Source organism: Algoriphagus litoralis, assembly GCF_003259255.1.
Lineage (GTDB): Bacteria > Bacteroidota > Bacteroidia > Cytophagales > Cyclobacteriaceae > Algoriphagus > Algoriphagus litoralis.
On the sequence record NZ_QGOL01000002.1, the window covers coordinates 685,535 to 705,184 of the forward strand.

Genomic DNA, 19,650 nt, shown 5'->3' on the forward strand with positions numbered 1-19,650 from the left:
AAAGCCCTGGCATCATGCCAGGGCTTTCTTTTTCTAATTTCAAACCGATTTATCACCCAAACATCTCCTCGATCAAGTCAGTATAAAAATCCCTAACTTCCATGCCTATGGCTCTTACCTGTTGGGAAATCAAGCTGGTTTCAGTTTGCCCCGGCACCGTGTTGATTTCGATAAAATAGAATTTTCCCGTGTCGTGTTGGAGGAAGTAATCGATCCGCACAGCCCCCTTGCAGTTCAGCTTTTCATAGACTTTCGTCACGATTCTACCCACACGTTCCACTTCTTCCTCGCTCATTCTTCCCGGGGTGATTTCTTCACAAACTCCAGGGACATACTTTGCCTCGTAGTCAAAAAATTCCTTGCTGCTCACAATTTCTGTGGCTGGCAAAACGTTGATTTGTCCTTTTCCCTTAAATACGCCTATAGAAAACTCCCTTCCCGAGACAAACTCTTCGACCAAAACTTGCTTGTCTTCTGCAAAGGCTTTTTCCAAAGCTTCAGGTAATTCTTCCCAAGTTTTCACTTTGCTCATTCCGATAGAGCTTCCCCCATTATTGGGTTTGATGAATAGTGGTAGCGCAAGTTCTTTTGCTATTTTGGAGGCATTTTCAGCCAAATTTTCAAAAAGCTGAATCGATCTGGCTACGTTCAATTCAGGTATATCCTGCACAATCGCCTTGGTGTAGCCCTTGTTCATCGTAATCGCTGATGTCAGCTGATCGCAGGTTGTATAGGGGATGCCCAGCATGTCAAAGTAGCCGGCCAATTTTCCATCCTCTCCCGGCGAACCGTGGAGGATGTTAAATACGCCGTCGAAAGTGATTTTTTCGTCTCCAAGGCTGATGCTGAAATCATTCAGGTCCACAGGGATTTTTTCCCCGGCGGCATTCAAATAGTGCCAATCGCCTGGATAAATGAGGATTTTGTATACGTCATATTTCTGTCTATCGATAGTCTTTTCGACAACAGCAGCACTTTTCAATGAAATGACTGATTCTCCGGTAAATCCTCCGGTCACCAGGGCAATTGTTTTCTTCATAGCTGGGAAACTTTACAATACGAAGTAGCTTATTTTCTCTTAACCCTCCAAAGGTTTCTAAAAAACCCTCCTAGGGTTTCGAACCCTTGGCGGGTTAGTTCGAGGTTTTATATATTCGTCCAGATTTTACACAAGAATTTTACCCAAAATTTCAAGAATATGATTAAAATTAAGAAAGTGTTAAGCCTGGCCTGGATCGCAATGATCGGGCTTGTACTCAGCACACAGGCCCAAAGCCTAAAAAAAGTAACACTGGAAGATGTCTTCAAAAAAGGCACCTTCTCCCAAAAATCCGTCTATGGCATCAACTGGATGAAGGACGGGCAGTATTACAGTTCACTCGTACAAAAGTCAGGAGCACCCGCCGTAGTGAAGATCAACCTCGCTACAGGCGAAGAAGCTGGGGTATTGCTGGATGGAAGTGCATTGGGTGTCAATTTTTCTTCCTACAGCTTCAATGCAGATGAATCCAAAGCTTTGATTGCAACCGATGTGGAATCGATCTATCGACGCTCTTCCAAAGGTATTTTTTATGTAGTAGATATGGCCTCCGGCCAAAAGCAAGAGCTAATGAACGGGGAGAAAATTTCCTATGCTACGCTTTCTCCTGACAATGACAAAGTTGCTTTTGTCAAAGAAAACAACCTCTACATAGTCGAGTTGGCAACCAATAAGTTGACTCAAATCACCACAGACGGAGCGTGGAACAAAGTCATCAACGGATCTGCCGATTGGGTTTATGAGGAGGAGTTTTCCATGGCTCAGGCATTCAAATGGTCGCCTGACGGCAAAAAGATTGCTTTCATCCGATTCGATGAAACCCAAGTTCCTGAGTTCAATATGCAAATCTGGGGGCCGCTTTATCCGCAGGATTACAAATTCAAATATCCTAAAGCGGGTGAAAAAAATGCCCTGGTCAGCATTCATGTGTATGACTTGACTTCTGGGAAAACGCAAAAAGTCGATGCAGGTACGGAAACTGACATTTATTTGCCGCGGATCTATTGGACTAAAGACGCCAACCAATTGGCATTTATCAGGATGAATCGCCTTCAAAATCAACTGGATCTCTTTCATGCCGATGCAACCACTGGGGAAAGTAAACTGATCATTTCCGACACTTCCAAAACCTATGTGGATTTGGATTATAATGATGATTTGCAATACTTGAGCGACGGAAAATCATTCATCCGAACCTCTGAGCAAGATGGCTTCAAGCACATTTATCACCACAATATGGACGGAAGCCTGATCCGTCAGATCACTTCGGGAAATTGGGAAGTAAGCTCCATGGTAGGAATCGATGAAAAGGCCAAAAAACTCTATTTTATCTCCACTGAAGCCTCTCCTTTGGAGCGAAATTTCTATGTCATTAATTTGGATGGCAAAGGCAAAAAGTCCTTGACCCCAGCTAAAGGGACGCATACGATTAACATGAGTGGAGACCATAGGTTTTTCATTGACTATTACTCCACTACAGATAGTCCTGTGAATGTCACCCTGAATGAAGCGTCTGGGAAAGTCATCAAAGTCCTCGAAAACAATCAAGCGCTTAAGGATAAACTAGCTGGTTTTGCTTTGGGCAAAAAGGAATTCTTCTCCTTCGCTACAGTAGATGGGACCGAACTTAACGGCTACATCATCAAGCCTGCAGACTTTGATCCAACGAAGAAATATCCTGTCCTGATGTACGTCTATGGTGGTCCGGGTTCACAAAATGTACTGAATTCTTGGGGAGGAACCCGTGATTTTTGGCATCAGCAATTGGCTGCTGAGGGCATAATTGTGGCCTGTGTAGACAATCGGGGAACGGGCGGCAGAGGCAGGGATTTCAAACATTCCACTTATGCAAATCTCGGAAAATTAGAAACCATCGATCAGATCGAGGGAGCAAAGTTTTTTGCAAAAATGCCTTTTGTGGATGCCTCCAGAATCGGAATTTGGGGATGGTCGTATGGAGGCTATATGTCATCTCTTGCCCTGATGAAGGGCAATGATGTCTTCAAAACCGCCATTGCTGTAGCTCCTGTGACCACTTGGAGATATTACGACACGATCTATACCGAGCGTTACCTACAGACTCCCCAGCTCAATGCGGCTGGATACGATGACAACAGTCCGATCACTCATGTGAATATGCTGAAAGGAAACTTCCTTTTGATTCATGGCACAGGTGATGACAATGTCCACTTTCAGAATTCTGTAGACTTAGTCAATGCGCTGATTGCAGCTGACAAGCAGTTTGAGACGTTCTATTATCCCAATCGAAACCACGGAATATACGGAGGCAATACCACTTGGCATTTGTACACACAGATGACCGACTTCTTGAAGCGGAAGCTGTAATCAGAAATATGAAAAATGAGAAACCCGCAGAGTAAAAACTACTGCGGGTTTTTTTATGCAATCTTGATCTGATCCAAATAGAACTTCATACGGCTATGATCCCGCTCCAGGTATTCGATGCGGTCTATTTTGTCCAGCTTGTGATTGTAAAAAACCTCCACGTATTCATTGTCGAGCAAGTAGAGATTGATCTTGTGCCGATAATAGCGAATGCCCACCACAAAAGTACCCTCGATAAAGAGGGTTCTGATTTTTTGGTGGATTGGTAAAACGCTAAACTCTTCTCGACTCATATCTTTTCTATTGCTTCACTAAGACCTCAATTTAGCCAAATTGGTTCAGCTTTTTGATCGTAAAATGGATAAAAAAGTCAAGACAAAGACTTCCTCTGCGCAGCGAAGCAATTTTCAATTCGCGCTAATCACCCTATCGCGGTAAACAAAAAACCTCCGGTTTTAGCCGGAGGTTGGGTGAAGCAACTTTTTTCAGTTCCTTATCAATGTGCTACCAATTGAAATTCTTTGATCGCCTCGCTGAAGTCCAAGACTTCATTTTCTTCCAATTCTGCCGCTACGATACTAGAGCCTGCAGCAGATCGGTATCCTCCCGCACAGTGAACGACCACAGGTTTTTCTGTCGGAATCTCTTTTGCCCGCTCCCGCAATTCCTGAAGCGGAATATTGATCGAATCTTCGAATATCGGAGCGGTGGCATGTTCCTCTCTGCTACGAATATCAACGATGGTAAAGCGTTCTTTATTGGCTTTGAAGGCTTCCAAGTCGAATGAATCCCCTTTTTCAGTCATTCCGGCTGGATTTACCACTGCGCCTTTGATTAATTGTTCGTATCCGATCTTTGCAGCTTTTGTTATCAAAATCTCCAGCTCAGCTGCTGAATTTGCGATCAAGAAGAATTGCTCTTCCGGTCCGACGATCGAGCCAAGCCAAGTTTCAAATTTGCCCCCATTCATGATATTGATGGCTCCGGCAATATGTCCAGCAGCGAAATCAACATTATTTCTGGTGTCGATAACCAAGGCATCCTCTGGCAAAGTTGATCCCTCTGGCCAAATGCCCACTTGAGTAATGGATCGCTGATAGGCAGGGGCACCTTTTTTGTTCATATCGACATCGTAGCCAAAGTATTTTGGGATGTATGGTTGACCTTGAAGCAAAGAGTCCACAAATGTTTTTTCATCCAGATCGCTGAAAGCCCAGTTTGTTGCGCGCTGTTCGCCGATCGTAGACTGACGTGCATCGCTGAGGTTTTTGCCACAAAGCGAACCTGCACCATGTGCCGGGAAAACCAAGACTTCATCAGCCAAAGGCTTCAGTTTATCCTGGACGGTGTGATACATCATCTTCGCCAATTCCTCTCGCTGAGCCATCATATTTCCTGCCTTTTCTCTCAGGTCAGGCCGACCCACATCACCGATGAAAAGTGTATCACCGGAGAAAAGCGCGTGGTCTTTTCCATTTTCATCTCTCAGCAAAATGCTGATCGAATCGGGCGAATGACCCGGAGTGTGCAAGGAATGGAAAGTTACTTTTCTCATTTCGAATGAATCTCCTTCATCAAATCCAACATGTGGATATTCTGCTCCGACCAACTTGGATACATAGATCGTAGCATCCTCATTTTTATGAAATTCCAAGTGCGAACTCACAAAGTCAGCATGGGGGTGAGTTTCAATTACAGCAACGATTTTGGCATTGTTAGCTTGAGCAAAATCAGAATATTGTTGAGGATTCCGTCCAGGATCAACCAAAGCGATTTTTCCTTCGCTCAGGATGGCGTAGCTCGCATGGGCTAATCCTTCGTCATAAAACTGCTGAATATTCATAGGTATTTATTATTGATTCTAGATTTTGATACAAATGTAAAATGTCTGGCACTTGATTTCTGTGACGATCATCACTTTGGAAAAAGATCACTAGGCATTATACGGATTGCCTTGGTAAAACCAATCGTACCACTTAAACTTGGAAAACCAAAAAAGTATTCCATTGCTATCCCAAAAAGCATTTTTAAAATTCCTCCCATTTTTTCTCCTCTTGGGAATTACCATTACCCAGAGTTGTAAGTCCAAGAAGGTAGCCAAGGACAATCCTGCTTTTACTGTAATCGAAACTGCCAAAACCTACCGTGGGACTCCCTACCGATTTGGAGGAACAACGCGCGCAGGAATCGATTGCTCGGCTTTGGTTTTTCACTCCTACTACGCAGTCGGAATTAATCTTCCCAGAATGTCTGCAGATCAAAGTAAGCTGGGGCAAAAGGTAAATCTTAATCAGGTGCAGCCTGGGGATCTCTTGTTTTTTGCCACAGGCAAAAAGAAAAATCAAGTCACCCACTCCGGCATTGTCACCGAGGTGAGCAAAGGTGAGGTCCGATTTATTCATGCTTCCACTTCACTTGGAGTGACTGAAGATTACCTGAGCAATCGCTACTGGTCAGGCGCCTTTCTCTTTGCGAAGCGAATACTGGAATAAAAAAAGAGCGCCGAAGCGCTCCCTTTTACCCAGCTTAAAAAATTATCCAATGCTTTTAGAATGTTGTCGTTCCGTTAGGCTGAAGGATGTATCTAAACGTGTAATGTGCACTTGGTGTAGTCATAGGATTGAGCTCAGCTGCAGGAGGATTTCCTTTGTAGTAGCTCAGGATTTCAATTTTAGAATAGTTTCCGTCTGTAGTTTTGACTAGGATAACTCGACCGGGGATCGGTGTCACCGTGAATGTGGCTGAATTGTAATTGTACCAACCATTGCCACTTCCGGTAGGAATAGCAAACGATTCCCCTGAGTCTGTTGCGAAACTTGCCGATGCAGGGACTTCGGCTATTTCGTTAAAGATTCCTGTGACTACTGCTGCGGTCACATTTTTTGAGGCATTAACCCGGATCGTGGTTCCTTTGAAAGCCAGGTCCCAGTCTTCGTTTTCGGCTACAAGCGCATTCTCTTCCAAGCTGAAAAATTGGAATGGTTTCACTTCGGTCACTTGTCCTGTAGTGCGGTCAATGACATCATTTGGAGCTGCAAGGTCCTCCACCAAAATGGCTTCAAGAGGTACCACAGGTTCTGGAGTATCTTCTGTGCAGGCAAATGCTGAAGTGGCTAATAGTGCAATTAGGCTGAATTTGAAGGTAGTTTTCATTTATATTACTTAGTTTGAATTAGGTTTGCAAAAGGAATTTTTAGTCCGGCAAACAATACTCTGCCGGGATTAGTAGGTTCAAAGGTGGTTTGGACATTGAATAAATTGGTGGCTCCAACTTCGAGGAAAATCCCGTTTTTGAGAGTTTTGGAAGCAGTGAGGTTCACACTCACCCAACCGGGAGCGTATTCGCTTTCATCATCCAGGATGAGATTGCCGTTTAGGTCGGCAAAGCCAAACTTCCCACGATAGATTGCGCGCAGCGCGAAGTCAATTCCCGTCCACTGGTCTTGATAGTTTATTTTGATGTTGCCGCTATGTTGGCTGCGGTTGAAGAGTCCGCCATAGTCACTTCTGACTACGCGTCTGGTTCTGTTTTGAGCGTCTCTTTTGAACAGTTCCCCTGCATCAATCCGGTCCAATACTTCTGCGTCTTGGGTGTCCAAGAAGGCATATCCGACACTTAGCTGTAGGTTTCCAGTAGCTTGATAACTCAGGTCAGTTTCGATCCCTTGGGTGATTACCTGCGAAATATTGAAATACGAAAAGGCATTTTGTCCGGTGACTAACTGGGCAATGGGTGCAGTCTCGATCAGGTCATTGATGTGGTTTCGATAGGCATTTCCGACCCAGAGAAATTTGGGATTGACTTTCCAGCGGAAGCCGGTATTTAGCGCCCAAGAAGATTCAGCTTTCAGGTCCCCCAGATTAGCAGGATCCAAGAGGATTCGGGCTATGAGCCCTTCATTTTGAAGTTTTTCGATTCCCTCTTGGGCGAGAGTAGAGCCAAAGACATAATATCCAGCTGCGGCGTTGTTGAAATTCAGCAGGAGTTGCCTGAAGTCAGGTGCTTTGAAACCAGCGCCTACTGAGGCTTGCCAACTGAAATTTTCTGTAAGGCGATATTGTCCCGAGATTTTGGGACTGAGTCGGTTTCCATATTGACTATGAAAATCTGCTCTCAGACCTGAGATGATGTTCGTCTTTTTCCCCGGGTCCCACTGATGCTGGAGAAAGAGGTATCCCGCATCAAATCGATTGGTACCTTCGTATCGGGTGGCTTCTACTGTTTCGATCAGATGACCAATTCCAAGGGTTAGCAATTGATTTTCTTTGATCTGGAAATCGGTTTGCAACTCGGTACGGTGGTAGAATTGATTGAAATCCTGAAAGTCAAATATTCCACCATCCGAGTTGAATCGAGTGTCAGCAACTGTCGAAAACCAAGAACTCATCCCTCGAAGTGTCATCAGGATTTTGGAATTCGGAGTAAAACGGAGTGTAGGATTGAAGTTGAAATCTCGTCTGGAGTTGTCCAGATTTAAGAGTTCGCTTCCTGAAGTGCCTGAGGTTTCCAGCTCACCCGTCGAGTTTTCCAAGTAGCCACGGCCAAAGAGGCCGACATCCCAATTGGGATGAAGTTTTCCGTTGATTTTTAATTGAATCGTCTGAGCCTGGTAGGGGTTTTGCGTTTGACCAATTAGCTCGGGTGTCAAGTCATAACCTTCGGTACTCATGTAATCATAGAAGAGTTTGGTGCTCCATTTACCTTTGGAAAAACCAAGGTCTGCGTAGGGATTCCAGGAGTTGAAGGAGCGATGACGAAGTCCGAGATCAAGCCTAGTCTCTTCTTCAGTGGATTTAGTGATGATATTGACCACACCGGCCATGGCCTCACTGCCATAAATGGCGCTCGAGGGACCCCGCAGAATCTCTATTCGCTCGATATTGGATACTGAAATCCGGTCGAGATCAAAAGTTCCAGCAGTCCTACCAATGAGCGGCTCTCCATCAAGCAAGATCAGAATATAGTCTGAATCCAAACCTTGCATCTGCAATCCAGTGCCATGATCTCCAGAGATTTGAAGACCCGTTTGTTCGCGAAGGATCTCAGAAAGTCGAATGCCACCGGTTTCCTGAATTGATTTTTCATTCAAAACATTGACAGGTAGTGGAAGGTCTTCGACAGTACGATCAGTCCTTGTAGCAGCTACGACTACCTCCTGAAGGGAACCTGCTTTCTCCTTAAGAACAAAAATGTCCTGAGCAATCCAGTCCTCCCATGAAATTTGGAGGGGTTCGTACCCCAAAGCAAAAATCAAGATTGATTCACTTTCTGCGAGTTCAGTTTGAATTTTCCCATCTTTATCCACTACTATAGCTGGAGAGCCTTTTGCCTGCACAGTAGCATGAGGAATAGGCGAGCCCTTTTCATCCCGAATCTGCTTGACAATATCTGACCCTGCAAAAACGGAGTGAACTGTAAGAGAAAATAAGAGAATGATTTTATTAAGATTAATTCTAAACATGAGGTTAAAATTTTTGCGGGACAGGATGCCCCGCAAGGGAATTTAATTCAGACTATCTAGCAGCGCTTTCCACTCAGCCTTCTGAGGCAATCCTGGCTTTCTCAGTCCAAAAAACTGAGCTACCATTTCACCTTTCTTGTCAAAAAGTTCCAAAGCGGAGACCAAACCGTCCTCGGTATTTTTGTGAACTACGAAGGCAGAATCCACCACATTCTCATTCAGGTGCATGTTGAAATCCGGATCGAGTACATTCAACCAATCGCCCATTTGACGGACAGTGCGCACTTTCCCCTGATGGATTTGGATGTTTCCTTTATTTCCTGCGAAAATCATAATCGGCAATTGGGTTTCTGCGGCCTTTTCGACTACAGTTCTTGCGGAAAGCCGATCTACAGCATAAGCCCATTTGTCATCGATCCACTTCACGGCATCAAGTCTATTAAGTTTGTATTTGCGCAGCATACCAAAGAAATCATGCGTGTCTTTCATATTTTCCCAGTCCGACCTGAAACCCTCAAAGTCCAATCCTTCGCGGGTGGTGTACTCAGGGGATGGGAATGATTCTAGCGCCAATTCAGAACTTTGTTCTGAAGCGGTATAGGTGTTGACAAAAGCTTCATAAACATCGTCTTTGGACGAATCTTGAGGGTATATCTTTAAAATGGCTTCGCCTTCTTTGTCAAAATACTGGAGACTTTTCAGGGTCCCTCTCGGAGTTTCTGTCGTCACAGCAAAACCAAACTTCCATCCCGCAAAAAACACCCGCTGCTCAATCGGACCGATCACAGTGGCAATTTTATTTGGGCCTGCCTGATGCATTTCGATTTTCTGAAATGGTCCTTTATGTTCCAAAACACAGCCCTCGCTGCGGGTCAGGGACATGACTCGGCCAAGTTTTGGGAATTCCAAAAACTGGTCTTCAAAGTTTTCACTTAGGCGAATTACATTTTCACCGATTCCTGTAGCGAGGAGTTCCGCTTCGCTTACTTCAAGTTTGGCAGCGGCATCACGGATTCGGAGTGAAGGCTCAGCAATTTTCAGCTGATTCCATGCTTCTTTGAGCGTATTAATTTGTTGTAGGATTTCCATTTCAGGCAAGTTTAGATGTGGCTAATGAAGAATAAAATGGTGCCGCAGAAGCGACGAATAATCTCCCTGTGTTGGGGTTTTTGAGAAGTTGGATCGGATGGTCGAAGGCTCTCTCCAGAGTTTTTTCGTCCAAAACCTCTTCCACAGTTCCGATTTTGGTGATCGCGCCATTTTTGATTAGGGCGATTTTGTCTGCGTATTGAGCAGCTAGGTTGAGTTCGTGGAGGATGACCAAGATTCCGATATTTCGTGATTTGAGCTTTTGAAGAATACTTAGGACAGCATGCTGCTGCGCGATGTCCAGACTTGATGACGGTTCGTCTAGCAGGAGGTATCTAGGAAAAGGCTTTGACTCCCAGATTTGAACCAAGGCTCTTGCCAGCTGAACACGCTGTTTTTCTCCACCCGAAAGGCTGTTGAATATTCGGTCTTTCAGATGATCCGTGTTGGTCGCATTCAGGACTTCATTGATCAATTGGGAAGAGTTTTTGGTTTGCGTGCTGATCAATCCCAATTCCACCACTTCCTGAACGGTGAATGGGAAATTGACCTGAGAATGCTGAGGCATAACCGCCCGGACCGAAGCGAGATCTTTGGCCTTTAGGCTAGTGATGGTCTTCCCATTGTATTTTACAGATCCGTGTTTACAGCTGATATCGCCTGACAGAATCTTGAAAAAAGTGGATTTCCCAGCACCGTTTGGTCCGAGTATAGCCAAAATTTCACCCGGATTTACTTCCAAGCTGATCTGTTCTACGATCGGTCGTTGTTTGATACAGAAGTGTACCTTCGAGGCTTGTAACATCAGTTAGTGGATTTATTTAGGTTGAAAATGAGCCAAATGAAAAAGGGTGCACCGATCAAAGCTGTGATGACACCGATGGGCATTTCGGCAGGAATGACAATGATTCTGGAGATCAAATCCGCAAAATTCAGCAGAATAGCGCCAAGAAGAAATGATCCTGGCAGGACGAGTCGATGATCCGATCCGAATAAAATCCGGATCAAATGAGGGACAACTAATCCGACAAAACCGATCATTCCCACCATGGATACACCTGCGCCTACGATCAGCGCACTGAAAAGCAACAATTGGATTTTGACCCGCTGCACATTGACCCCCATGTGAAAAGCTTCCTGCTCACCCAAGGCAATGGCGTTAAGTTGTCTGGTATTTAGTAGTAAAAGGAGAGAAGGTATTGCAATCAGTACTATTGTTACTGGCATTTTGCTCCAATTGGCGCCTGCCAAATCACCCAAACTCCAAAAGGTGAAATTTCGCAAAGCAGAATCATCTGCAAAGAATAAGACCAATCCAATCAATGCTCCTGCTAAAGCATTGATGGCGACTCCTGCCAGAATCAAGGTGGCAGCATCATTTCTTCCTTGGGATTTGGAAAGTCTGTAAACTGCAAGTACGCAGATCAGCCCTCCGACAAATGCAAAAAGGGGCAAGCCTATCGGCTTGATCCAAGCCAAAGAAGCAGATACCGGTACCAAGACGATGAAAATTACCGCAAACAGTGCCGCGCCGCTGCTTACTCCGATCAGACCGGGCTCCACAAGAGGATTTCTAAACATCCCCTGCAAGGCGGCTCCCGCTATCCCCAATCCACCTCCGACGAGCATTGCCATCAAAATACGCGGTACTCGGATCTGGAGCAGGACATTTGCCTGCTGGACTTGGAAGTCGCCAACATTGAGTCCAATGAGGTCAAACAAAATCGCCAATGTCTGTGGCAAAGATATGCGATAGGCTCCCAAGGAAAGGGAAGCTAACAGCACCACAAGCAATGCAAGCCCAAATCCTGCAAGGATTAAGTTTTGACGCTGGGTTTTTGTATGACTCAATGAGGCGATCATCTCTTAGTTACGTACTGCTTTGGCAAGTTCCAATGCGGCTTTGCCTACTCTCGGGCCAAAACCGGATAGATACTGTCCGTCTAAGGCTACAATTTGGTCTTCCTTGAATGCGGTGGTTTGGTCTATGCCTTGGATTTTCGTAAGTCCTTCCTTTCCGCCAAGGCTTTGGATTCCTGACTCGAAAAAGACCAAGTATTCAGGATTCATGCTGACCAAAGATTCTGGCGTCAAGGGAGCAAACTCGTCAAATCCCGTGGCCACAGTCTCAATTTTCACCATGTCAAACATCTCCCTTGCAAAAGTTTTGTCCCCGGCAATGAAAACCGTTTCAGGTCCTCTGGCCATGACAAAGACTGCTTTTGGCCTGTCCTCCTGGGAGGACAGATAGGCATTTAATTCTAGGATGTCTTTTTCTATAGCGGCATTGACTTCTTCCCCTTTTTCATTGACTTCAAAAAAAGCCGCTAGATCTGTTACCAGTTTTTTGGCACCGGCTACAGAGACTGGTTTTGGGAAGCTGTGGATCTCTACTTGTGCAGCTTTGAGCTGCTCGACCACATCAGGACTGAGGTATCCTTCTTCAATCAGTACCAAATCCGGTCCAAGTGCAAGGATGCCTTCTGCTTTGATTTGGTTTCTATAGCCTATCGATGGTAGCTGTTGCATGGAAGCAGGAAAAGTGGAGGTAATATCAGTGGCGATGATTTGATCTCCGAATCCCAACTCATTGACCACTTCAGTAATTGTCCCACCCGCGGTGATGATTTTGCGTGATTCTACGCTGGTTTTTTGGGAAGTGGGAGCTTGGCAGCCCCAGAATGCTAAAGTTATAACTAGAAGAAAAGCTCTTATCATTATTTAGATTGATTATGAATTACACGGCAAATGTATTCTTATTTGGATTGAATCCAAATAAAGAATCGAAGTTTTTCAATTTGATTTTTTTATGGAAGGCTAAAAAAATTCTTGTAGCCCGATTAAGTCATGTGGTCAAATTTGGTCTGGGGAGAAAAAAATGACCTTAATTTAAAAATTGGGAGGGGCTCAGGATTAATTATCCAAATATCCTTTGGGATTAGGCTTTTCTGCTTAATTTTGCGCTCGAATTAAAAAAGCGGATCCTTTTTACATTTCAAGCAAAAAATGGCAAATATTGGAAAGATAACTCAGGTAATCGGCCCCGTGGTGGACGTTTCCTTTGAAGGCGGTAAGCTTCCTAACATCCTTGACGCACTCGAAGTGACCAAAGAAGATGGTCAGGTAGTCGTAATGGAAGTACAGCAACACCTTGGCGAAGACAGAGTAAGAACCATCGCAATGGACGCATCCGAAGGGATGGTACGTGGCATGGAGGTAAGAGACTTGGGTCAACCGATCTCCGTACCGACTGGCGAAGCTATCAAAGGAAGACTTTTTAACGTAGTAGGAGAGGCAATCGACGGCCTTCCTCAAGTGCCAGCCGGCAAAAGACTTCCAATTCACAGATCCGCGCCTCGTTTTGAGGACCTTTCTACTTCAACCGAAGTACTTTACACGGGTATCAAAGTAATTGACTTGATCGAGCCTTATGCAAAAGGTGGTAAAATCGGTCTTTTCGGTGGTGCCGGTGTGGGTAAGACGGTATTGATTCAAGAATTGATCAACAACATCGCAAAAGCATATTCAGGTTTGTCTGTATTTGCAGGTGTGGGTGAAAGAACAAGAGAAGGAAATGACCTTCTTCGGGAAATGATCGAGTCAGGCATCGTGACTTACGGTGAAGACTTCGTGCACTCTTTGGAAACTGAAGGTGGATGGGATCTATCTAAAGTTGATCTGAAAGAACTTGAAAACTCTAAAGCAACCTTCGTGTTTGGACAAATGAATGAGCCTCCTGGAGCCCGTGCTCGAGTGGCTTTGACAGGTCTGACACTTGCTGAATATTACCGTGATGGTGATGGCACTGGACAGGGAAAAGACATTCTATTCTTTATTGATAATATCTTCCGATTCACGCAGGCAGGTTCTGAAGTGTCCGCACTTCTTGGCCGTATGCCATCTGCGGTAGGTTACCAGCCTACGTTGGCTACCGAAATGGGTACCATGCAGGAGCGAATCACTTCTACTAAAAATGGTTCGATCACTTCCGTACAGGCCGTTTACGTACCTGCGGATGACTTGACTGACCCTGCCCCAGCGACGACTTTCGCTCACTTGGATGCTACAACTGTACTTTCCCGTAAGATTGCCGAATTGGGTATTTACCCTGCGGTGGATCCATTGGATTCTACATCACGAATTCTTTCTCCAGACATCTTGGGCGAAGAGCACTACGGTTGTGCGCAGCGTGTGAAAGAGATTCTTCAGCGTTACAAGGAATTGCAGGATATCATTGCGATCTTGGGTATGGAAGAACTTTCTGACGAGGATAAGCAAGTCGTACACCGTGCAAGACGAGTACAGCGTTTCCTTTCCCAGCCTTTCCACGTAGCAGAGCAGTTTACAGGCTTGAAGGGTGTATTGGTTGATATCAAAGATACCATCAAGGGCTTCAACATGATCATGGATGGGGAATTGGATCACCTGCCGGAAGGAGCATTCAACTTGGTAGGAAGCATCGATGATGCCATTGCTAAGGGTGAGAAAATGCTAGCTGAAGTAAGATAATTAGTTACTGGTTATTAGTTATTGGTGGTCTAAGGATTTCAACCTAATAACTCAATAACTTTTCACTTAATAACTAAACAAAGAAATGCAGTTAGAAATCGTCACACCTGAGAAGAAAGTATTTCAGGGAGAAGTATCAGAGGCCAGTTTTCCTGGTGCTGACGGATCCTTTCAGGTGTTGAATAATCACGCTCCGATCGTATCGGCCTTGGCCAATGGTGCGGTTTCATTTACTACGCCATCAGGCAAGCAGGCCATCCTGATAGATGGAGGAGTAGTAGAAGTAAAAGACAATGTAATTGTGGTATTGGCCGAGAAAGTAATCGGTTAAACTCCAATTCAACAATAAAAAGAAAGTCCAACTCGCAAGGGTTGGACTTTACTGGTTTTAGGGGTATAAATTTCCAAAGTTGGAAACTTTGGAAAATTTTAGAATTCTATCAATCTTCAATTTGTTTGAGAACCGCTCGCTTGATGTATTTTTCATCGTGCTTCATGAGGCTTCCTTCGTAAAAATAGAGGGTGTCATTTATGACTCCCGCTAGCATTCCGATGTCTAGGATATTCCTTGGATTTGAGGTTTCATACCACTTGTTTTTATCTTTATGATAAACTAACAGGTTTGAATAAGTGAGATTATTTGGATAATCCTCATTGTTGTTCATCCAAGTAGTGATAAATATTTTATTTCCTTTCTCGATAATTTTGTTGAAGTAATGATTACTGGGGATTTTTGTAGTTGAACCTTCACCGGAATTAAAAATATCCTGAAAAGAGATAATCTGATCCGCACTTAAAAGTTGATACTTAAAATATTTACTCTGTGGTAATGGAATCTCTTCAATAAGCTTACCGAAATTTTCTTTTTCGAACCGTTTTATAGTTCGATCATGCGGAAAGGTAAATAGCATTGAATTATCTGTAGTTGCAAATTGTAGGTAATTTAAAGGTTTTAATGAACCTTTTAACTCTTTAAAGACCTTCGGGTACTCAAGAAACGATTTGGGCTGAACTTTTCCTTCATTGTCAAATAGATAAATTAATTGTTCACTTTTATTATAGTAATTAGGATCTAGATTATCAAATAAAGAAGATGCTAATTCTATCATATATCCAGATTCCAATTTAAGAAACTTAGATCCTACAAATTTTACTTGCATATTTTCCGGAAAATTTATCCGGATTTTTCTAAGAAATTCTTGTTTTTCAACATCAAAAATTAAGATTGATTCACTTTTCATATCCAATAAATAAATTATTGGATATTGTGAAGCGTCAAAATTTGAGGGTTGAAAAGATCCTATTGGGTAATCTCCAGATGCGATCCATTTTCTTTGTTCTCCTGAAACTTTGAAAAAACTAACAGCGGGAGACTTAATTGAAGAAACAGCAATTATGCTATCACCCACCATTTTCACATCCATTTGACCATTTATAAAGTAATCTAATTCCTTAACAAGGACAGAGTCAAATATTTGGATTTCAATCAATTCAGGTATGGCGTTCTTTTCTACAGAATGCTTACAGCATGTAAGAAAAAAGAACGCCAATAAATATTTACAACGTTGTAACACTTAAGCAGGAATTATTCAGTACATAAAACTTCAGTTGGACCTCCGGGACATTGCCATGCTAAACAAGCACCACAGAGAGCATAACTACATCCGTAATCATCCCCAAAATACTCGCAGTTACTTTGTGCCATCACCGGCTGAACCACAGCAAAACTCCCCAAGACCATACCCAGTACGGCCAAAGCTAAAAACATCGTTTTTTTCATTTCATTTTTTGTTTAAATAAAAGATTGATTAAAAAGCTAGCTTAGTTAAAACTAGGAAAGCAGGAAGTATTGACCAAAAAATCAACTAAAAAATTTGCCAAAAATCTGTTAATCGGTCAAATTCTAATTGGGGGGGAGGGGGTAAAGAATTAGTTTGAGTGGTGATATGCAATATATCTATAGGTGCTGCATTTAATTTTTTAAAACTCCATACAGGCTCCTCAATTTTAAAATCTTTCAATCTTCCAATTTTTGAATAATTCTCTTACCTTTGCCCCACGAAAGGGGGTGTATACTATGATCATTGTAAACGTAAAAGAGAACGAATCCATCGAAAAAGCGCTGAAGCGTTTTAAAAAGAAGTTTGACAAGACCGGTGCGGTTCGTGAACTCAGAGCCCGTCAGGCTTTCACGAAGCCTTCTATCGTAAGAAGAGCACAGGTCATCAAAGCTGCTTACAAGCAACATCTTCGCGACGAAGAAATGAAGTAATCAGAATTGACTCCAAATACAGACGCACTTGTCCCTCAGGCAAGTGCGTTTTTGTTTTTTAATCATTTGACAAAAGTCACTATTACCTACCTGTTTTTCTGCTATCTTAAGCTTGATGATTGACTCATTTATCAACTATCTCGAATACGAAAAACGTAGCAGCCTACATACTGTGGCGGCCTACCGTACCGATTTGGAGCAGGTACAGGAGTTTGTAAGGTTATCATTTGAGCTAAATGACCTGAGCAAATGTAGCCATACTGAACTCAGAGCCTGGGTCATTGATCTCGTGGAGCAAGGGCTGACCACCACCTCTGTCAATCGCAAAATCGCCACCCTCAGATCTTTTTTCAAGTTTTTGCTCCGATCCAGACTTATTTCATCTGACCCAACGTATAAGTTAAAAACCCTTAAAAATCCCAAAAAACTCCCCGAATTTGTGCAGGAAATGACCATTGAGGCCGTTTTAGAAGAAAGCGTGTACGAAGCCACTTTTGAGGGGCAAAGGGATCGGATGGTCATTGAGTTTCTTTACCTCACAGGCGTCAGGCTTTCTGAACTCACCGGATTAAAATGGGACGATCTGAATCTGATCGAAGACCAGGTCAAGGTGCTGGGAAAAAGGAAAAAGGAGCGAATAATTCCAATTACAAAATCTTTAAAACAGAATATCATTTTGTACCGAAAAGTATTTGAGGAAAGGTTTTCAAAAATAGCGGGGAATTCCTACTTTATTGTGAGTAATCGGGGTGAGCAAAGCTATTCTATGATGATTTATCGGATCGTTAGACACTATTTGGATCTATTTGCGCAGAATTCGCGAAGAAGCCCACATTTGCTCCGTCATACCTTTGCTACCCACCTGCTGAACAAGGGAGCTGACCTCAATGCAGTCAAAGATCTGCTCGGACATGCAAGTCTGGCAGCCACCCAAGTATACACTCACAATTCCATGGAAAAACTGAAGGCTGTGTTTGAACAGGCACACCCTAAAGCGTAAATAAATCAATTGTTCAACCACTTAAATGCAACGAATTATGAAACTGCAGATGCACTCCATCCATTTTGACGCGGATCGCAAATTGATCGACTTTATCCAAAGAAAAGCGGACAAGCTGGACACCTTCTATGACCGAATCATCGATGGGGAGGTTTTTATGAGAATTGATAAAAATGAAAAAAATGAGAATAAAATAGTCGAAATCAAGCTAAATGTTCCTGGCAAGCAATTTTTTGCCAAGCATCAGGATGATTCCTTTGAAGCTGCAGCAGATGAAGCCATCGAAGGCTTGAGACGACAGATCAAGAAACACAAAGAAAAAGTAGTCTTGGTCAAACAATAAGAATTGCCCAAATTTGTACCAAACCCTCAGGAAACTGAGGGTTTTGTTTTACCCATCATCAATGAAAGGCCAGGATTCTTCTAAGTATGTTTTGATTTTTTGGGCAGTGAATATTGCCTTTGTTTTATTCAAAATCCTCTTTGCCCTCAGACCTGAACTTGATTTGTTCACAGAAGAGACTCAATATTGGCTTTGGTCCAAAAATCTCGACTGGCAGTATTATTCTAAACCCCCCATGGTGGCGGTGCTGAATTTTTTAAGCACTTCAATTTTTGGGGACACTGAACTCGCAATCCGTATTATCCCAGCTACTTTCGGGTTTCTCTCGGCTGCACTCATCTTTTTATTTACCGAGAAGCTTTACCGATCTGATCGGATGGCTTGTTGGGCTGGAATAATTTTTCTTGCCATGCCGGTTAATTTCCTGGTATTTACCTTCCATACCACGGACACTTCCATGACATTTTTTTGGCTTTTGGCATGGTTTGCGTTTTATAGGGCAGTTCATTCGGAGGGGAGAAAGTACTGGGTTCTGACGGGTATCGCCGCTGCTTTGGGAATCCTGTCCAAAAGTACAATGCTGCTCATCTTTCCAGCGGGGATAATTTACCTGCTGTTTACGAAGCAACTAAAGGAGCACTTCTGGAATTTTACGCTAATGGGTTTAATTGCCCTTTTAGGATTTATTCCCGGGATAATCTGGAATTTTCAGCATGATTTCTACACCTTCAAGCATATCGCAACCCTTGGGGGTGCTTCTGGGGAAAAAGAAAGTTTTGATTTCGGATTGATGCTCGCCAGATCTTCAGAATATCTAGGGGGACAATTGGCCATGGTGTCCGTTTTCTTTCTGCCGATTTTTTATTTTGCCATCAAGTCTTTGATTAAGACTAAAAACGAAAGGGCCTTTTTTATGGTTTTACCCGGATTGCTGACTTTTTTGGGTTTTGGAGGATTGAGTCTTTCTACTTGGATTTTGGTCAACTGGCCCGGATTTACTTACAGTTCATTTGCCGTTTTTCTGGCCCCTGTAGTCGTTGTGCTTACGGATAGATGGAGGAAATACAGCATCGGAGCCACTTTTTTGAGCATTTCACTTATTTGGATTTTATTAATACCCAATTATGGAGAATGGAAGTCCTCAGGATTTTTGAATAAAGGTGAAAAGGCACTTTTCAAACGGGTCATCGGATACGAAGAATTAGGTGCCAGAGTCCAAAGTTTAGCCGATAGCTTGGGTGGTGGGCAGCCAGTGATTTTTAGTGAAAGCTATCATACCGCTTCCGAATTGGCATTTTACATGTCCAGCCATCCTCAGACTTTGGTCATCAATATGGGAAGCCGCAAGAATCAATGGGACCTGTGGCCGGGGATGGACCGGCAGGTTGGAAATCAAGGGAGATTTGTTTTCGTAAGCAGGACAAAAGATAGTCCTGGCGACGTAGCAAAGTTTGCTAAACTCGTCCATGAAGAAGAATTGGTATATTATTTTAGAAAGGACAGCATCGGAAAATCCAAAATTCAGATCTGGGAACATCTGCTAGAGTATACACCTGTGGAGACCAATTCCTATTAATTCTTCTACGGATC

General features: G+C 43.4%; 19 protein-coding genes. 8 read left to right on the plus strand and 11 right to left on the minus strand.

The window, feature by feature from the left end; translation table 11 throughout:
- Window positions 1-52: 52 nt before the first annotated feature.
- On the minus strand, window positions 53-1,039 hold the full coding sequence (locus DK188_RS02925) for a D-alanine--D-alanine ligase (RefSeq protein ID WP_111669271.1): 987 nt from the start codon (window positions 1,037-1,039) through the stop codon (window positions 53-55).
- 159 nt (window positions 1,040-1,198) lie between these two features.
- Between DK188_RS02925 and DK188_RS02930 the strand changes: the two genes are divergently transcribed.
- Window positions 1,199-3,385 carry a S9 family peptidase gene (locus DK188_RS02930; protein WP_111669272.1) on the plus strand — a complete coding sequence of 729 codons (2,187 nt, stop codon included), beginning with the start codon at window positions 1,199-1,201 and terminating at the stop codon, window positions 3,383-3,385.
- 53 nt (window positions 3,386-3,438) lie between these two features.
- On the opposite strand, the gene DK188_RS02935 is transcribed toward DK188_RS02930, so the two are convergent.
- Window positions 3,439-3,678: a hypothetical protein gene (locus DK188_RS02935; protein ID WP_111669273.1), complete on the minus strand. Its 240-nt coding sequence runs from the start codon at window positions 3,676-3,678 to the stop codon at window positions 3,439-3,441.
- A 203-nt stretch (window positions 3,679-3,881) separates the two neighbouring features.
- Window positions 3,882-5,228, minus strand: a complete 1,347-nt coding sequence (locus DK188_RS02940) for an MBL fold metallo-hydrolase (RefSeq protein ID WP_111669274.1) — start codon at window positions 5,226-5,228, stop codon at window positions 3,882-3,884.
- A 139-nt stretch (window positions 5,229-5,367) separates the two neighbouring features.
- Here DK188_RS02940 and DK188_RS02945 point away from each other — a divergent pair, with 139 nt between their 5' ends.
- Window positions 5,368-5,877, plus strand: a complete 510-nt coding sequence (locus DK188_RS02945) for a C40 family peptidase (protein WP_232825644.1) — start codon at window positions 5,368-5,370, stop codon at window positions 5,875-5,877.
- 55 nt (window positions 5,878-5,932) lie between these two features.
- Here DK188_RS02945 and DK188_RS02950 read toward each other — a convergent pair whose 3' ends face one another.
- Genes DK188_RS02950 through DK188_RS02975 form a run of 6 tightly spaced genes read right to left on the minus strand, consistent with a single transcriptional unit; the run spans window position 5,933 to window position 12,654 of the window.
- A complete protein-coding gene (locus DK188_RS02950; protein WP_111669275.1) occupies window positions 5,933-6,538 on the minus strand; it encodes an HmuY family protein in 606 nt (201 codons plus the stop codon).
- 5 nt (window positions 6,539-6,543) lie between these two features.
- Window positions 6,544-8,847, minus strand: a complete 2,304-nt coding sequence (locus DK188_RS02955) for a TonB-dependent receptor (RefSeq protein WP_111669276.1) — start codon at window positions 8,845-8,847, stop codon at window positions 6,544-6,546.
- 42 nt (window positions 8,848-8,889) lie between these two features.
- On the minus strand, window positions 8,890-9,936 hold the full coding sequence (locus DK188_RS02960; RefSeq protein ID WP_111669277.1) for a hemin-degrading factor: 1,047 nt from the start codon (window positions 9,934-9,936) through the stop codon (window positions 8,890-8,892).
- Window position 9,937: 1 nt separating this feature from the next.
- On the minus strand, window positions 9,938-10,741 hold the full coding sequence (locus DK188_RS02965; protein WP_111669278.1) for a heme ABC transporter ATP-binding protein: 804 nt from the start codon (window positions 10,739-10,741) through the stop codon (window positions 9,938-9,940).
- Window positions 10,741-11,799 (minus strand): FecCD family ABC transporter permease, encoded by a 1,059-nt coding sequence (locus tag DK188_RS02970; RefSeq protein ID WP_111669279.1) that lies wholly within the window; start codon window positions 11,797-11,799, stop codon window positions 10,741-10,743. The genes DK188_RS02965 and DK188_RS02970 overlap by 1 nt, the downstream gene beginning before the upstream one ends.
- Before the next feature lie 3 nt (window positions 11,800-11,802).
- Complete coding sequence (locus DK188_RS02975; protein ID WP_111669280.1) at window positions 11,803-12,654, minus strand: heme/hemin ABC transporter substrate-binding protein; 852 nt, start codon at window positions 12,652-12,654, stop codon at window positions 11,803-11,805.
- Window positions 12,655-12,942: 288 nt separating this feature from the next.
- On the opposite strand from DK188_RS02975, the gene atpD reads away from it, so the two are divergent.
- Together atpD and atpC are read left to right on the plus strand one after the other, a co-directional pair.
- A complete protein-coding gene (atpD, locus tag DK188_RS02980; protein ID WP_111669281.1) occupies window positions 12,943-14,445 on the plus strand; it encodes a F0F1 ATP synthase subunit beta in 1,503 nt (500 codons plus the stop codon).
- 85 nt (window positions 14,446-14,530) lie between these two features.
- The gene (gene atpC, locus DK188_RS02985; RefSeq protein ID WP_111669282.1) at window positions 14,531-14,776 is read left to right on the plus strand and encodes an ATP synthase F1 subunit epsilon; all 246 of its coding nucleotides are present in this window, start codon (window positions 14,531-14,533) and stop codon (window positions 14,774-14,776) included.
- 109 nt (window positions 14,777-14,885) lie between these two features.
- Here the strand turns inward: atpC and DK188_RS02990 are convergent, their stop codons facing one another.
- On the minus strand, window positions 14,886-15,935 hold the full coding sequence (locus DK188_RS02990) for a hypothetical protein (protein WP_157963151.1): 1,050 nt from the start codon (window positions 15,933-15,935) through the stop codon (window positions 14,886-14,888).
- 95 nt (window positions 15,936-16,030) lie between these two features.
- A complete protein-coding gene (locus tag DK188_RS02995) occupies window positions 16,031-16,225 on the minus strand; it encodes a hypothetical protein (protein WP_111669284.1) in 195 nt (64 codons plus the stop codon).
- Window positions 16,226-16,522: 297 nt separating this feature from the next.
- On the opposite strand from DK188_RS02995, the gene rpsU reads away from it, so the two are divergent.
- The 4 genes from rpsU to DK188_RS03015 all read left to right on the plus strand — a co-directional run bounded on the left by rpsU (window position 16,523) and on the right by DK188_RS03015 (window position 19,636).
- Window positions 16,523-16,717: a 30S ribosomal protein S21 gene (gene rpsU / locus DK188_RS03000; RefSeq protein ID WP_111669285.1), complete on the plus strand. Its 195-nt coding sequence runs from the start codon at window positions 16,523-16,525 to the stop codon at window positions 16,715-16,717.
- A 115-nt stretch (window positions 16,718-16,832) separates the two neighbouring features.
- Window positions 16,833-17,717 carry a tyrosine-type recombinase/integrase gene (locus tag DK188_RS03005; RefSeq protein ID WP_111669286.1) on the plus strand — a complete coding sequence of 295 codons (885 nt, stop codon included), beginning with the start codon at window positions 16,833-16,835 and terminating at the stop codon, window positions 17,715-17,717.
- Window positions 17,718-17,754: 37 nt separating this feature from the next.
- Window positions 17,755-18,060: a ribosome hibernation-promoting factor, HPF/YfiA family gene (gene hpf / locus DK188_RS03010; RefSeq protein WP_111669287.1), complete on the plus strand. Its 306-nt coding sequence runs from the start codon at window positions 17,755-17,757 to the stop codon at window positions 18,058-18,060.
- Between the two features lie 61 nt (window positions 18,061-18,121).
- On the plus strand, window positions 18,122-19,636 hold the full coding sequence (locus DK188_RS03015; protein ID WP_111669288.1) for an ArnT family glycosyltransferase: 1,515 nt from the start codon (window positions 18,122-18,124) through the stop codon (window positions 19,634-19,636).
- The last annotated feature ends 14 nt before the right edge of the window (window positions 19,637-19,650 follow it).